This window comes from Haemophilus parainfluenzae (assembly GCF_003252755.1).
In the GTDB taxonomy this organism is placed as follows: Bacteria; Pseudomonadota; Gammaproteobacteria; order Enterobacterales; family Pasteurellaceae; genus Haemophilus_D; species Haemophilus_D parainfluenzae_N.
In genome coordinates, this window is the sequence record NZ_QEPT01000001.1 from 176,194 (window position 1) to 191,672 (window position 15,479).

The 15,479-nt window shown below is 38.6% G+C and carries 15 protein-coding genes; 10 read left to right on the forward strand and 5 right to left on the reverse strand.

What is annotated here, in order from left to right:
* Window positions 1-43 precede the first annotated feature (43 nt).
* Window positions 44-1,768 (reverse strand): single-stranded-DNA-specific exonuclease RecJ, encoded by a 1,725-nt coding sequence (gene recJ, locus DPV95_RS00810; RefSeq protein ID WP_111406453.1) that lies wholly within the window; start codon window positions 1,766-1,768, stop codon window positions 44-46.
* 102 nt (window positions 1,769-1,870) lie between these two features.
* Window positions 1,871-2,557, reverse strand: coding sequence for a bifunctional protein-disulfide isomerase/oxidoreductase DsbC (gene dsbC, locus DPV95_RS00815; protein WP_049369018.1), 687 nt, complete (start codon window positions 2,555-2,557; stop codon window positions 1,871-1,873).
* A gap of 126 nt (window positions 2,558-2,683) precedes the next feature.
* On the opposite strand from dsbC, the gene prfB reads away from it, so the two are divergent.
* Window positions 2,684-3,782, forward strand: a protein-coding gene (gene prfB / locus DPV95_RS00820; protein ID WP_111406587.1) for a peptide chain release factor 2 whose coding sequence is annotated in 2 segments (ribosomal slippage) — window positions 2,684-2,758 and window positions 2,760-3,782 — 1,098 coding nt in all. Because the reading frame shifts where the segments join, the coding sequence is not laid out codon by codon here.
* Window positions 3,783-3,832: 50 nt separating this feature from the next.
* Here prfB and DPV95_RS00825 read toward each other — a convergent pair.
* Window positions 3,833-4,900, reverse strand: a complete 1,068-nt coding sequence (locus DPV95_RS00825) for a TIGR01620 family protein (protein WP_049369016.1) — start codon at window positions 4,898-4,900, stop codon at window positions 3,833-3,835.
* A 177-nt stretch (window positions 4,901-5,077) separates the two neighbouring features.
* On the opposite strand from DPV95_RS00825, the gene DPV95_RS00830 reads away from it, so the two are divergent.
* The 3 genes from DPV95_RS00830 to DPV95_RS00840 are packed head-to-tail and all read left to right on the forward strand — an operon-like array spanning window position 5,078 to window position 6,809.
* Window positions 5,078-6,184 carry a transglutaminase-like domain-containing protein gene (locus tag DPV95_RS00830; protein WP_049367521.1) on the forward strand — a complete coding sequence of 369 codons (1,107 nt, stop codon included), beginning with the start codon at window positions 5,078-5,080 and terminating at the stop codon, window positions 6,182-6,184.
* Window positions 6,159-6,521, forward strand: coding sequence for a mercuric transporter MerT family protein (locus DPV95_RS00835; RefSeq protein ID WP_049367520.1), 363 nt, complete (start codon window positions 6,159-6,161; stop codon window positions 6,519-6,521). Before DPV95_RS00830 ends, DPV95_RS00835 begins: the two co-directional genes overlap by 26 nt.
* A 9-nt stretch (window positions 6,522-6,530) precedes the next feature.
* Window positions 6,531-6,809, forward strand: a complete 279-nt coding sequence (locus tag DPV95_RS00840; RefSeq protein WP_049367519.1) for a heavy-metal-associated domain-containing protein — start codon at window positions 6,531-6,533, stop codon at window positions 6,807-6,809.
* A gap of 61 nt (window positions 6,810-6,870) precedes the next feature.
* Here the strand turns inward: DPV95_RS00840 and sodC are convergent, their stop codons facing one another.
* Together sodC and DPV95_RS00850 are read right to left on the reverse strand one after the other, a co-directional pair.
* Window positions 6,871-7,431: a superoxide dismutase family protein gene (sodC, locus tag DPV95_RS00845; protein ID WP_005695896.1), complete on the reverse strand. Its 561-nt coding sequence runs from the start codon at window positions 7,429-7,431 to the stop codon at window positions 6,871-6,873.
* A 109-nt stretch (window positions 7,432-7,540) separates the two neighbouring features.
* A complete protein-coding gene (locus tag DPV95_RS00850) occupies window positions 7,541-8,950 on the reverse strand; it encodes a YcjX family GTP-binding protein (protein ID WP_049367517.1) in 1,410 nt (469 codons plus the stop codon).
* An 88-nt stretch (window positions 8,951-9,038) separates the two neighbouring features.
* Here DPV95_RS00850 and DPV95_RS00855 point away from each other — a divergent pair, with 88 nt between their 5' ends.
* The 6 genes from DPV95_RS00855 (at window position 9,039) to DPV95_RS00880 (ending at window position 15,471) form a co-directional block, all read left to right on the forward strand.
* Window positions 9,039-10,739 carry an ABC transporter substrate-binding protein gene (locus DPV95_RS00855; RefSeq protein ID WP_049367516.1) on the forward strand — a complete coding sequence of 567 codons (1,701 nt, stop codon included), beginning with the start codon at window positions 9,039-9,041 and terminating at the stop codon, window positions 10,737-10,739.
* Window positions 10,739-11,704, forward strand: coding sequence for an ABC transporter permease (locus tag DPV95_RS00860; protein WP_049367515.1), 966 nt, complete (start codon window positions 10,739-10,741; stop codon window positions 11,702-11,704). Before DPV95_RS00855 ends, DPV95_RS00860 begins: the two co-directional genes overlap by 1 nt.
* A complete protein-coding gene (locus DPV95_RS00865; protein ID WP_111386292.1) occupies window positions 11,694-12,581 on the forward strand; it encodes an ABC transporter permease subunit in 888 nt (295 codons plus the stop codon). The genes DPV95_RS00860 and DPV95_RS00865 overlap by 11 nt, the downstream gene beginning before the upstream one ends.
* A gap of 3 nt (window positions 12,582-12,584) precedes the next feature.
* Window positions 12,585-13,640 (forward strand): peptide ABC transporter ATP-binding protein, encoded by a 1,056-nt coding sequence (locus DPV95_RS00870; RefSeq protein WP_049365904.1) that lies wholly within the window; start codon window positions 12,585-12,587, stop codon window positions 13,638-13,640.
* A complete protein-coding gene (locus DPV95_RS00875) occupies window positions 13,640-14,443 on the forward strand; it encodes a peptide ABC transporter ATP-binding protein (RefSeq protein ID WP_065243706.1) in 804 nt (267 codons plus the stop codon). The genes DPV95_RS00870 and DPV95_RS00875 overlap by 1 nt, the downstream gene beginning before the upstream one ends.
* Window positions 14,444-14,538: 95 nt before the next feature.
* A complete protein-coding gene (locus DPV95_RS00880) occupies window positions 14,539-15,471 on the forward strand; it encodes a bile acid:sodium symporter family protein (RefSeq protein ID WP_049365906.1) in 933 nt (310 codons plus the stop codon).
* Window positions 15,472-15,479: the final 8 nt, after the last annotated feature.

Genomic DNA, 15,479 nt, shown 5'->3' on the forward strand with positions numbered 1-15,479 from the left:
AGGATCCTTTTAATAATTTATTCTGCCAAACTTTTTTCATAAATTAACCAATTGGTTCAATATAATCGACTAATAATTGGACGTTTCGATTTCCACGAAACTCATTAATCTCTAACTTATAAGCAAATTTAGCCTGCTTAATCGATAAATCGGGATAATACCGAGTATCGATATTAAACGCAATGGCATCTAATAATGGACCACCATTTTTAGGCTCTACGAGCATTTTTAAATGGTTTTGATTTTGCCCGATCGCGCGTTGCTCAAAAATTTTAAATTCACCATCAAAAACAGGCTCAGGAAAAGCTTGTCCCCAAGGTCCGCCAGATTTTATCACTTCTGCTGTTTCAATACTAAATTCATTTGCTTGAAGTTCGCCATCCGTCCAAATCACACCTTGTAATTGATCTTCATTTAACCAATCTTGCACCGTTTGATTAAAAATCTTTTGAAACTCAGGGAAAAAGCTTTCTTTAATGCTTAGTCCTGCCGCCATGGCATGACCGCCAAATTTTAAAATCATATCTGGATGTTGGGAATGAATGCGCTCTAATACATCGCGCATATGCAAGCCTTCAATTGAACGTGCAGAACCTTTTAAAATACCTTCTTGATCTTGTGCAAAAGCAATAACGGGTCGATGGTATTGATCTTTAATACGAGAAGCCACAATACCTAATACGCCTTGATGCCAATCTGGCTGGAATAAGGCGATCCCCATCGGTAATTCATCAGAAAGAGCGGTGAGATTTCGGCAAATTTCTAAGGCTTCCAACTTCATGCCTTGCTCAATTTCTTTTCGAGCTTGATTTAAACTATCCAAATCTAAGGCTTGCGCTCTAGCCTCTTGCATACTTTCTGCAAGTAATAACTCCACACCAACAGACATATTATCTAATCGACCAGCAGCGTTTAAACGGGGTGCAATCGCAAAGCCTAAATCAGCCGAACAAAGTTTTTCAACTTCCCGATTAGCCACTTCGGCGAGAGCTATGATTCCTGGACGACAACGCTTCGCACGAATTCGCATCAACCCTTGATAAGCTAAAATACGGTTATTTTGATCAAGAGGAACAACGTCTGCAATTGTGCCGAGCGCGACTAAATCCAGTAACTCAGTAAAATTAGGTTGTGTTTCTGCCGTAAAAATACCCAATTCGCGAAATTTAGCACGCAAAGCGAGCATTAAATAAAACGCCACGCCTACGCCGGCTAAACATTTTGAAGGGAAATCACATTGTTGCAAATTTGGATTAACAATGGCATCAGCATTTGGCAGTATTTCTGGCGGTAAGTGATGATCGGTAATCAACACCTTCACCCCTTGCTCTTTTAAATACGCCACGCCCTCAAAGGAGGATACTCCGTTATCTACCGTCATCAATAACTGCACGCCTTTTTCCATTGCCATTTCAGCAACTGGCACACTCAATCCATACCCTTGCTCAAAACGATTTGGCACAAGATATTCCACATCAGTAAAGCCAAGCATACGCAAAGCTAATACTGAAAGTGCCGTACTGGTTGCTCCATCGGCATCAAAATCACCGACGATAACAATCTTTTGTTGCTGTTGATAAGCTTCAAACAATAAATCCACGGCTTGTTGAATACCGTATAATTTATTAGGGTTCAGCATTGATTGCAAAGTGCGGTCTAATTCTTGGCTATTTTTGATATGACGAGAACGATAGAGACGATCGAGTAATGCATTATCTGAAACAGGATTTCCGGCAGGAATTTCACGACGTTTGATGAGTTTTTTCACAGTATTTTGTTATTAAAAATGACCACTAAAGGAACATTCGATATGTGCTTTGATGATATGAATATTTTAAGGGCGTATATCATACGCCCTCACTACTAACAATTATTGTGCTGATTCTTGTAACACAGCTAATAAATCTTGAGGTTTTAAATATCCCCCAAGCATTTCACCTGTTGAAGTCACAATACTTGGCGTACCTTTCACACCAAGTTGTACACCTAAATCATACTGTTTTTTCACAATGTTAGGTGTTTTCAATTCTTTTGGTAAGTTACCTTTTTCTGCTTCGTTCAATGCAAATACAGGATCTTTCGCTGTCCAAATGGCTTCCATTTGGCGAGCTGTTTCATTCATTCCAGCACGTGGGAATGCAAGATAACGAACGGTAATACCTAAATCATTATATTCTTTCACTTGTTGATGAAGGATATGGCAATAATGACAAGTAATATCCATGAATACGGTCACAACATATTTTTCATTTTTTGCCGGATAAATGATCATTTCGTTTTTTAACGCATTCACTTTATCCGCTAAAAGTTTACCTGCCACATCAACTGGGCCTTTATTTGTTAATTCATACATTTTGCCTTGCAAAACATATTGACCATTTTCACTTACATATAAAATGCCTTGATCAGTCACCGCTGTTTTAAGGCCTTTTACCGGTGAATCTTTCACTTCAATATTTTTCGCACCTAATGCTTGTAATTTCGATTTAATCTCAGCATCAGTCGCCATCGCAGTGGCAGAAGCAGTGATTAAAAGTGCGGTCAGTAATTTTTTCATTTTTATTCCTAAATATCTAAACAACAAAGATTAGAATTATAAATGGATCGATGATTTGTGCAAGCCAAACTACCCAAAAAACTGAAAATGACTTATACTTCTGCCGCTTATAGAGGTTTATTTATTATGTTTGAAATTAATCCAATCAAAAACAAAATCGCCGACCTTTCCGAGCGCACATCTGTGCTTCGGGGGTATCTTTGACTTCGATGCAAAAGTTGAGCGTTTAGAAGAAGTTAATGCCGAATTAGAACAACCCGATGTGTGGAACGATCCTGAAAAAGCTCAAGCGCTTGGGAAAGAACGCGTTTCACTTGAACAAGTGGTTGATACCATCAAGAATTTAGAACAAGGTTTAGAGGATGTTGAAGGGCTGCTTGAATTAGCCGTTGAAGCTGAAGATGAAGAGACCTTCAATGAAGCCGTTGCTGAATTAGACGAACTTGAACAACAACTTGCAAAATTAGAATTCCGCCGTATGTTTAGCGGTGAACATGATGCGTGCGATTGTTATGTCGATTTACAAGCAGGTTCCGGTGGTACAGAAGCGCAGGACTGGACAGAAATGTTACTTCGCATGTACCTTCGCTGGGCTGAAAGCAAAGGCTTTAAAACAGAATTAATGGAAGTATCCGATGGTGATGTGGCGGGTTTAAAATCAGCGACGATTCGTGTTAGTGGTGAATATGCTTTCGGTTGGTTACGCACAGAAACAGGGATTCATCGTTTAGTACGTAAAAGCCCATTTGACTCCAACAATCGCCGCCATACATCATTTGCAGCGGCTTTCGTTTATCCAGAAATTGATGACGATATTGATATTGAAATCAATCCGGCTGATTTACGTATTGACGTTTATCGTGCATCTGGTGCGGGTGGTCAGCACGTCAATAAAACTGAAAGTGCGGTGCGAATTACTCACATGCCAAGTGGGATTGTTGTGCAATGTCAAAACGATCGTTCTCAACACAAGAATAAAGATCAAGCTATGAAGCAGTTAAAAGCGAAATTGTATGAGCTTGAGTTACAAAAGAAAAATGCGGACAAACAAGCGATGGAAGATAATAAATCGGATATCGGTTGGGGCAGCCAAATTCGTTCTTATGTGCTAGATGATGCACGTATTAAGGATCTCCGTACAGGCGTTGAAAATCGTAATACGCAAGCCGTACTAGATGGCGATCTTGATCGCTTTATTGAGGCCAGCTTGAAAGCGGGACTTTAATCATCTCTTTTATACAAAAAAGTGCGGTCAATTTTAACCGCACTTTTTTATTACACTTCTTCTTTTTCTTTCAGTTTATTCTTGCCTAGCACCGTATCTTTCATTACCGTGAGCAATTCTTTTTGAACATGAGAAAGTTTTGGCTTTTCTGCTTTATCAAATGCCAGTGGACGACAAAACTCCATAGCCTTAATGCCTAATCGAGCTGTCAATACTCCCACGCCGATCCCCTGTGCAGCTCGTGCAGAAAGTTTTGCGGTAATATCTTGCGAAAGCCAATCCATCCCTAAATCTTGCACGATTTCAGTCGCACCGGCAAAAGCAAGATTCACTAACACCATTCTGAGCAAACGAAGACGGGTAAAATACCCAAGCTCAATCCCATAAATCGCTGCAATTTTATTGATTAAACGAATATTTCGCCACGCAATAAAAAACATATCAATAACGGCCAAAGGACTAATTGCCACAATCACAGCAGATTCTGCCGACATTTTTGTAATCAGTTTTTTCGCTTTTTGATCAAAAGACTGTAACACCGTCTTACTGAATAAATGGGTGACTTCGCGAGCAGAATAACTTTCATTCAGCTGTTTTTCCCATTGGACAATTGAGGGATGTTGCGAATCCAATTTTAAGGTATCAGCAATCGATAAACACAAGGCTTTTCCTTTCTCGCTATCCTGTTCAGAAAAAACTTGATGATTTTTAACCGCACTTTCACCTATTAATCGCTGACTTTGTTCTTGTAAATTCAAACGCTTTTTGAGTTTCACTAAACGTCGCCATTCTGCGATAATTTCAGATAAACCAAACAGCACTACCACAAAACTCACTAACGCAAAAGCAAGGTAAATCCATTGTTGGTTCTGATAACTGTCCCAAATCCATTGAACAGATTGTGCAACCGTCGCCCCTAAAAATAAAAGTGCGGTCAATTTTAAAACCGTTTTCCAACCACTCGCTTTTGGCTTCACTATTTGTTCAAATTGCTCGTCCAATAACTCCCCTTCTAAAGGTTCATTATCGATGGTTGTTTCAACATTATAAAATTCCTGCTTAGGCAGAATTTCTTCCTCTTCTGGTTGTTGAGATTGTGTGAAAATTTGTTTTGTCATTATTCTTTCCAATAAAAATAGAAACGGTATTTTACTTCGAATTTCTTTAGCAAATCTTAAATGGCTGAAATAAAAAAGCAATATTGACTAGAAAATAAAATGAGCTACTATAGTCATGTCCACAATTAGTTTATCTAATGTGTTAAGTTTTAACTGTTAACTAAGAAGGATCTTTTCATGAAGAAACTTATCGCCACTGCGGTACTCTCCGCATGTTCCATGGCTTACGCCAATACCGACATTCCAAACTACAATACCGATTCTCATCTGTATGAATTCACTCAAACTTATGACTTAGTTGCGCCAAAAGGTTCGCAAGGACAAGCGAATCTGTGGGTGCCTTTACCATTTAATGGTGAGTATCAACAGGTAAAATCTATCCATTTTGAAGGTAACTATTTGGATGCCTATGTGACAGAAAACAACAAATATGGTGCGAAAACGCTCTTTGCAACTTGGGATAAAGATGCACAAAAACGCGATTTAAAAATCACAATGGTGATTGAAACCAAAGATCGTGAACCTATGGTTAAAGGTGCATTAACGAATTACAAGCCACCAAAAGATGTTCACTACTCTGTTGATGTACAAGAATATTTGAAACCCACTCAACATATTAAAACTGATGGTATCGTGAAACAGTTCGCCGATAAGATTGTAGGCACTGAAACAAATCCATTGAAAAAAGCTGAGTTGATTCACCAATGGATCGTCAACAATATGGAACGTGATAATTCTGTTTTAGGCTGTGGCGATGGTGATGTAGAAAAAATTCTGACCACTGGTGTGTTAAAAGGCAAATGTACCGATATTAACTCTGTTTTCGTTGCACTTGCTCGAGCCAGCGGTATTCCTGCTCGTGAAATTTTTGGTATTCGTTTAGGTGCAGCGGATAAAATGGGCAAATATTCCAAAGGTGCTTTCGGTAGTGCGGATGAACATGGCGTAGCGAACGTAAGCGGTGGTCAGCATTGTCGTGCGGAATTCTACCTTGCTGGATTCGGCTGGGTGCCTGTTGATTCTGCAGACGTGGCAAAAATGCGTTTAGCAGAGAAAAAATCTGTTGACGATAAGGATACACAAGCCGTTGCTAAATATTTATTCGGTAACTGGGAAGCAAACTGGGTAGGCTTTAACCATGCGCGTGACTTCGATTTATATCCGCAACCAGAACTTGCCCCACTCAATAACTTTGGCTATCCGTATGCCGAAATCGCTGGTGACCCGTTAAATTCATTTAATCCAAAAGAATTTAAATATGACTACGTCTCTAAAAAGCTCTAATAAATCTTTTTGGGTTGCGATTGCCACCGCGCTAAGTGCTGCGGTGGCATCAACCTTGTGCTGTATTGCGCCTTTAATCTATTTGGTATTTGGCGTGTCATCCACCTGGTTGATAGGCTTAGGTGAGTATGATTATTTACGCATTCCGATGCTTATCATTTCATTATGTGCCTTTGCCTACGGTTTTTGGTTGCTAATGTTTTCCAAAAAAATCATTTGCAGCAAATACATTTCCCGTAAAAAGCTCATTGTTTTGTATTGGATTGTATTTATCGTCATGATCTTTTTCTTAACTTACCCAATAATTTTACCATGGATTTTAGAGCTTTCTAATTAGGAACAAAAAATGAAGAAATTAACGACCGCACTTTTGCTTTCATTATTCACCTTCTCTGTCGCACAGGCGGAAGAAACAAAGCAAGTTGTGCTAAAAGTAAAAGAAATGAACTGTCAGCTTTGTGCTTATTTAGTGAATAAAGAGTTACGCAATATTGATGGCGTGATTTCCACTAAAGCCTCCATTAAAGATAGAACTGTGACTGTTGTTGAAGATTCGAAAGTTGCAGATGAGCAATTGATTAATGCAATTCACAAATTGGAATATACTGCGGAAGTGGTTAAATAAAACGGTAAAAAATAAAAGTGCAGTCAAAATTGACCGCACTTTTTTGTCTTTAAGAATCGACTTATTTAATCACGCCACATGCCATACGTGGGCCGCCACCGCCAAGTGGAGCTGGATGATCTGAGTGGTTGTCACCACCCGCATGGATCATAATAGAATGACCACGAACTTCATCTAATTTTTTAAGACGTGGTGCTAAAACAGGGTTAGTTGCTGTACCATCATGTAATACAGTTAAAGCTGGTAAGTCACCTAAGTGAGCATCATCTTGCCATGGATAACCGTGTTGTTTCGCACCTTTAGGATCCCAGTGACCGCCAGCCGCTAAACCCGCTGTTAATTTGCCGTCTTTTTCTTTTGGATCACAGCTTGGATTTTCATGAATGTGGAAACCATGTAAACCTTCAGCTAAACCTTGTAGATTTGGTGTAAAAACTAAACCATAATTTGATTCAGTAATAGTTACAGTCCCTACATCTTTGTTACCATTTGCAGGATCTAATTGTTGTACTTTTACTTCGATTGAAGGACCTGCTGGTTTTGCCATATGGTCATGTGCATTTGCCACGCCAGCAGCACAAATTCCGCTGATTGCTAATGCTAAGAGAGTTTTCATTTTCATCATAAGCTCCTTTACTTTAGAAAGACTCGAATTGATTCTACCTAAATACCAGTAAAAAAATAGTGGTTTATATTAAGTATTTGACAATTAAATTGATTTGATTTTTCTATCAATCAAACCTATCCGCCAATAAAAACTGCAATACCGCATCCATTCTTAAATGCGGGATGCTTTCACCTTGCTGTAAAACTTGAGGTTCAAAGGAATCAAAATCAAAAGATTGTTTTGACCAGAACTCTGCACTAGGTAGTTTACTTGGTACAGATCCTGGATAAAGTGTAATCAGCTGCTTATCTAAAGAACGTACACCTTGAATGGCTCTGATTTGTTTACCGTTTTGATTAACTAAAACTTGCTTTGTCGCTCGAATCGCAGCAATTGCTGTGTATTCTGTATCAATTCCTTCAAATTCTACATGACGACCGCCTTCTTGCACCAATTGGCGCATCAGGCTAATTAAGTTTTGAATTTGATCTGTCGTGATATGATCGGCTTTTGTTGCCACAAACATGAGCTTATCAATATTCGGGGAAAACAAGCGATTAAGTAAATTGCGTTTGCCATAATGGAAATTTTTGAAAAGCTGATTAAGCCCTGTTTGCATATCAATAAAAGCTTGTTGGCTATGATTCAGTGGCGTTAAGCAATCCGCTAGAATCACTTGGCGATCAAAAGTAGAAAAATAATTTTCATAAAAGCCTTTCACCACCTTATTACGATAATAATCATATCGCTTATTTAGCACGGCAAAATAGCTATTGGATTTCGCCTCTCTTTTTAGTTTTTGCCATTGCTCCTCGGACAAATGCAATAACGGGAAAAATTGTAATACAGGTGCACCTTCTAATTCTCCAGGCAAGACAAATCTACCTGGTTGAATAAATTGCATTCCTTCTGCTTTGCAGGCAAGTAAATAATCAGTATAAGATTTTGCAATCTGCGCTAAAACATCTTCATTGACGACCGCACTTAGGTCGAGTTTTTTCAGTTTATCCAACCAATCTTGCGCAAACTGTTGGCGAACACCCGATGTAATTTTGGCTTGTTCGAGTGACCATTGTTGAAAGTCTAGATTCAGCAGAGGTAAATCCAATAGCCATTCACCAGGATAATCAAAAATATCCAAATATAATGTGCCACGTTCTTTAAAATGGCGAAGTAAGCCCGATTGGCGTTCAAAACGAATAGCAAGACGTGTTTCACTTACCCCTAGAGTAGATTGGCACCATTGTGGTGGATTATTCATTAAATCATTGAGATTCGCTTCATAATCAAAACGTGGAATACTTAAATCCTGCTGAGGCACACGTTTTACCGCTAAAATAGATTGATTTCGGGCAGCCTCAAATAGAGGAAGATGTGCATTTCCCTCTTGATTAATATGTAACAATTGATTAATTAAGCTTGTAATGAAGGCTGTTTTACCGCTTCGACTTAGTCCTGTCACAGCCAAACGTAAAGTGCGGTCAAATCCACGATTGATTATTTGATTAATTTCCCGATTAATTGATTTAAACATATCCTAAAAATCCAATAACTAGCCATTTTTGCCAAGATATTTTACAATTCACTCAATTTATCACAAAACGGTCTTTAATAATAAAGCTATGTTACGTCGAAATGTCACTTTTTGTTTTTTATTGTGTGGGTTGAGCCAAATTAATCTGGCACAAGCCGCGCCAAGCATACCCAAAATGTTGACAGAAAACGGCTTAACATACTGCACGAATGCATCGGGTTTTTCCTTTAACCCGCAAACTGCTGACGCTGGCACCAGTATGAATGTGGTGACGGAACAAATTTATAACAAATTGTTTGATATTAAAGATCATAGTGCAGCGCTTGTTCCGGTGTTAGCACAATCCTATTCTCTTTCATCTGATGGTAAACAAATCCTCATTAATCTTCGTAAAGGGGTGAAATTCCATCGTACCCCTTGGTTTACCCCTACACGTGACTTTAATGCAGAAGATGTGGTCTTTTCGATTAATCGTGTTTTAGGGCATGATACTTACCTACCAACACTTTCAGATGATGTGGTCACCTATAAAAATCCACAATATAGAATCTTCCATGAGCAAGCCAAAAAGGTACACTTTCCTTATTTTGAAAGTATTAAGCTGAATCAAAAAATTAAAAGTATCACAGCAACGAATCCTTATCAGGTTAAAATTGATCTGTTTGAACCCGATGCCTCTATTCTTTCCCATCTTGCCAGTCAATACTCTATTATTTTCTCGCAAGAATATGCGTATCAATTAAGTGCGGATGATAATCTCGCCCAATTGGATACGCATCCTGTTGGCACGGGCCCTTATCAAGTGAAAGATTACATTTATAACCAATATGTTCGCTTGGTTCGTAATGAGGATTATTGGAAAAAAGAAGCTAAAATTAAAAATATCATCGTGGATCTTTCTACGGATCGTACGGGACGTTTAATAAAATTCTTTAATAATGAATGCCAAATTGCTTCTTACCCTGAAGTTAGCCAACTCGGTTTATTAAGCGAAAAAGATGATCGCTATTATCTGCAATCTACAGATGGAATGAACCTGGCCTATTTAGCTTTTAATTTCCAAAAGCCATTAATGCAGGATAAAACCATTCGCCAAGCCATTTCGCAAAGTTTAAACCGTTTTAGAATTGTGCGAAATATTTACCACAACACAGCAACGGTGGCGAATAACATTATTCCTGAAATTTCTTGGGCTTCTGCAATTAATACGCCTGATTTTCCTTATGATTATCAGCCTGCAGAAGCAGAAAAAACATTACGCGATAAAAAACTCACGTTAAATATGTGGGTGATGAATGAAGAGCAAGTGTATAACCCAGCCCCAATTAAAATGGCGGAGCTCATTAAATGGGATTTAGCCAAAGCGGGCGTGGATGTTAAAGTACGGTCAGTCACACGTACATATTTAATCGAACAATTACGCAAAGGCACTGAAGATTACGATTTAATCTTAACGGGTTGGCTTGCTGGAAACCTTGATCCTGACGGTTTTATGCGTCCGATTTTAAGTTGTGATACGCAAAATGAAATCACGAATTTATCAAATTGGTGTAATCCTGAATTTGATAAGATGATGAATCGTGCGCTAGCGACCAATCATTTATATGAGCGCTCTAAAGCATATAACCATGCGCAAGATCTTATTTTAAATGAGTTGCCGATTGTGCCAATTGCAAACGTCAAACGACTTTTGGTCGCACGCGGCAATGTTAAAGGAATTGAGATGACCCCATTTGGTAGCATCAATTTTTCTACCTTGTATTTCATGAAAAATAAGGAGAATAAATAATGCTCGTTTCAGCGATCCGTCATGTGATTTGGGTAAGCATTTTATTATTGATTTTATCCGTATTAAGTTTTGTGATTTTAATGCGAGATCCGCTCAACGCCGATCTTGTCACAAATAACATTTATAGTGCTTATTATCATTACCTTATATCATTGTTACAGGGCGATTTAGGGATTACCTATAACGGCGGAGAATCCTTAAAAGATTTAATTTTTACGGTATTACCACCCACATTAGAACTCTGTTTTACTGCGCTCTTATTAGCTTGTATCTTAGGTATTCCTCTCGGTGTATTAAGTGCGGTCTATAATCAACGTGTTTTTTCACGTACATTGCAGGGTATATCCAATGTTGGTTTGTCTATTCCGATTTTCTGGTTTGCACCAATTTTGCTTTATGTAGCAGCGATTCAAAGCTGGGAGATCGCAGCCATTGGGCAATATAATTTACTCTATGAAATCAAACCTATCACGGGTTTCCCTATTATTGATGTGTGGTTTGTGGATGTGCCTTACCGAACTAAAATCGTACAAAATGTTTTACAACATCTAGCCTTGCCTACATTAGTGCTTTGTATTCTGCCGACCATGGAATTTATCCGCATCATTCAGCAACGAGCAGATTATTTACTTCAACAAGAATATGCTAAAGCAGCCGCAACACGTGGCTGGTCAAAATGGGCGATTTTAAGACGTTATGTTTTCCGCAATACTTTTCCGTTATTAATTCCACAACTTACGCGTGTATTTACCTTAGTATTAACGCAATGTATGTTGGTTGAGACGGTATTAGGCTGGCCAGGAATTGGACGTTGGTTGATTGATGCCGTAACCCAACAAGATTACAACAGTATTTCTGCCGGTGTAGTTGTAATTGGTATTTGTATCATTATTATTGATACCTTCGCCAAGTTGCTCATGTTTGTGTTAGATCCATTGAATAAGAAGGGCTGGTATGCAAGATAGAGAACCTGATGAATTTCGCGAAAGCACCTCCTTCTTTCAGATTTGGTTGCTTTTCCGTCAGAATCGCGTGGCATTATTCTGTTTCTATTTATTTTGTCTTCTGATTTTGACCGCACTTTTTCCTAAACTCATTATGCCTTATAGCGAAAGCATGGAGTTTGTCGGAGAAGAACTCATGCCGCCATCTTGGGTAGAAAAAGGTCGTATTGCTTTTTTCTTTGGTACGGATGATCTTGGTCGTGATGTACTCAGTCGATTAATTATGGGGACACAATATACTCTCGGTTCCTCTCTTTTAGTGGTCATTGCTGTGGCAATTATTGGCGGCGCATTAGGTATTCTTGCCGGTATGTCAGAAGGGATTAAATCCCGTTTCTTAGGTCATATTTTTGATGCGTTTTTATCTATCCCCATTTTGCTGATTGCTATTATTATTTCCACGTTAATGGAACCAAGCTTAATAAATGCCATGTTTGCCACTCTGTTGGCTATTTTGCCTTATTTTGTACATGCGATTTATCAAGCTATTCAGCAAGAACTAAAGAAAGACTACGTACTCTTACTGAAATTAGATGGTATTTCAAACTGGGAATTATTAAAAACGACAATCTTGCCGAATATTAGTGTCGTCTATACGCAAGAAATTTCTCGTGCATTTGTGGTCGCTATTTTAGATATTACGGCACTCAGCTTTATTTCTCTTGGTGCACAACGTCCAATGCCAGAATGGGGCGCAATGATTAAAGATTCGTTAGAGCTGATTTATCTTGCCCCTTGGACAGTTTTATTACCGGGCTTTGCTATTATTTTCACCATTTTATTAAGCATTATTTTTACTAACGGATTGTGTAAAGCAATCAATAAATATTACGAGTAACCCATGGCGCTGTTAGATATTCGCAATCTTAATATTGAAATTCAAACACCAAACGGTCGCATGAAAATTGTGGACGGCGTCAATCTTTCGCTTAATGAAGGGGAAATTCTAGGGCTCGTCGGTGAATCAGGTTCAGGTAAAAGTTTAATCGCTAAAGTAATCAGTAATTCCATTAAAGATAACTGGATTGTCACCGCTGACCGTTTTCGTTTTAATGATGTTGAATTGCTTAAACTGACACCGAATCAACGTCGAAAAATCGTTGGAAAAGAAATTTCAATGATATTCCAAAACCCATTAAGCTGTCTTGATCCAAGTCGAAAAATTGGTAAACAGCTTATTCAAAGTATTCCAAACTGGACCTTTAAAGGCCGTTGGTGGCAGTGGTTTGGTTGGAAAAAACGTCGTGCGATTGAATTACTGCACCGTGTAGGAATTAAAGACCACCAAGATATTATGGCGAGTTATCCTAATGAGCTCACTGAAGGTGAAGGCCAAAAAGTGATGATTGCCGTAGCAGTGGCGAATCAACCTCGATTATTAATTGCGGATGAACCCACTAATTCTTTGGAGTCCATTACGGCATTGCAAATTTTCCGTTTGCTTTCAAGTATGAACCAAAACCAAGGTACAACAATTTTATTAGCCAGTAACGATCTTAAAAGTATCAGTGAATGGTGTGATAGCATTTCCGTTCTTTATTGTGGGCAAAATACAGAGTCTGGGCCGACCGACCAAATATTAGAAATGCCTCATCATCCTTATACACAAGCATTGCTTTACTCTGTTCCCGATTTTAGTCGCCCTTTAGGTTTTAAAAGCAAATTAGGGACATTAGAAGGCACTGTGCCGATTTTAGAACAAATGCCGATTGGCTGTCGTTTAGGACCTCGCTGCCCTTTTGCTCAGCGTGAATGTATTCAAAAGCCAAGCCGATATCGCATTAAACAGCATGAGTTTTCCTGCCATCATCCGATTAATCTTCGAGAACGGCAGTTTAAAGATAAAATTGCAACTTCACCGCTTACGCTAAATACCGAATCAAAAGGAAACGAATAATGCCATTATTACAAGTGGAAAATCTCAGTAAAACCTTTGATGAACCCGCAAAACTTTTTGGTTTTGAGCAATTTTATGCGGTAAAAGACGTCAGCTTTACGCTTAACCGTAAAGAAACGCTTGCGATTATCGGTAAAAATGGTTCGGGTAAATCGACCTTAGTAAAAATGATCGCAGGGATAACTCCCCCTGCTTCAGGAAAAATCTTATTTAATGATTTACCATTACAATTCGAAGATTTTCACTATCGCGCACAGCATATTCGAATGGTTTTCCAAGATGCGAATTCAGCGTTTAACCCGCGTTTAAATATTGGACAAGCCTTAGATGCACCACTACGATTAATTACCGATTGGGATGAAGAGGCTCGCAATGAAAAGATCTTTGAAACGCTCTCATTGGTAGGGCTTTATCCTGATTATACGAATCTGAAAATTAAACACCTTTCGGTCAGTCAAAAACAGCGTATCGCCTTAGCTCGTGCGCTGATTCTTCAACCTGAGATCATTATTATTGATGATGCATTGAGTACATTAGATGCCTCTGTGCGTATTCAATTGCTTAATCTGATTTTAGATTTACAAGAACATTTAGGCATTTCCTATATTTATGTTGGACAAAATTTAGGCATTATCAAACATATAGCCGATCAAGTTTTAGTAATGGATGAAGGTGAGATTATCGAGTCTGGCACTCCGAGAGAGATCTTTACCAATCCTCAAAATAATATTACTCGCCTACTTGTAGAAAGCCATTTTGGTCAATTGCTTGATGAAAATGCTTGGCAAACAACGACTTCCTAATTCTCTGTCAAACAAGTTAGGCATAGACATCTCAAAAAAACGTCTTTAAAATTGACCGCTCTTTTCATTCTTTTTAACAAAATAGGAAAGCAACTATGCAAGCGTTATTAAAACTCACTAACTTTGTGAGCAAAACTTTCGCATTATGGGCGATTGTTTTTGCTCTTCTCGCCTTTCTCTTCCCTGAGCAATTCAAAATTTTTGCCCCCTACATTCCTTACCTTTTAGGTTTGGTGATGTTTGGCATGGGAATTACCTTAACTTTTGCTGATTTCAGTGAAGTAGCTAAACATCCTAAATCGGTATTCATTGGTGTTGCAGGTCAATTTATCATTATGCCGGCCATCGCATTTGGATTAGCAAAAGCCTTTGATTTGCCAGCTGATTTAGCGGTTGGTGTGATTCTTGTAGGTTCTTGCCCGGGTGGTACGTCATCAAACGTAATGACTTATTTAGCGAAAGGTAACACCGCGCTTTCTGTTGCTTGTACGACAATCTCAACCTTACTTTCACCAGTATTAACCCCTGCTATTTTCTATGTATTAGCAAGTCAATGGTTAGATATTGATGCCGGCGCGATGTTTATGTCTGTATTAAAAATGGTATTGTTCCCAATTTTCTTAGGTTTAGTTGTTCGTGCGCTCTTCAAAAAACAGGTGGAGCAAGCAAGCCAAACTATGCCATTAGTCTCTGTTATTTCTATTGTCTTAATCTTGGCGGCTGTTGTAGCAGTAAGTAAAGATAAAATCGTAGAATCAGGCCTATTAATTTTCAGCGTAGTGGTTTTACATAACTGCTTAGGCTATTTAATTGGTTACTTTGCAGCGAAATTATTTAAACTTAATACTGCAGATAGCAAAGCGGTGGCAATTGAAGTAGGCATGCAAAACTCAGGTTTAGGTGCTGCACTGGCAGCCGCTCATTTCAACCCAATTGCCGCAGTACCAAGTGCTTTATTTAGTTTCTGGCACAATGTATCGGGTCCAATTTTGGCAAATATTTTCTCCAATATCAAAAATGAAAAATAAACTAATTG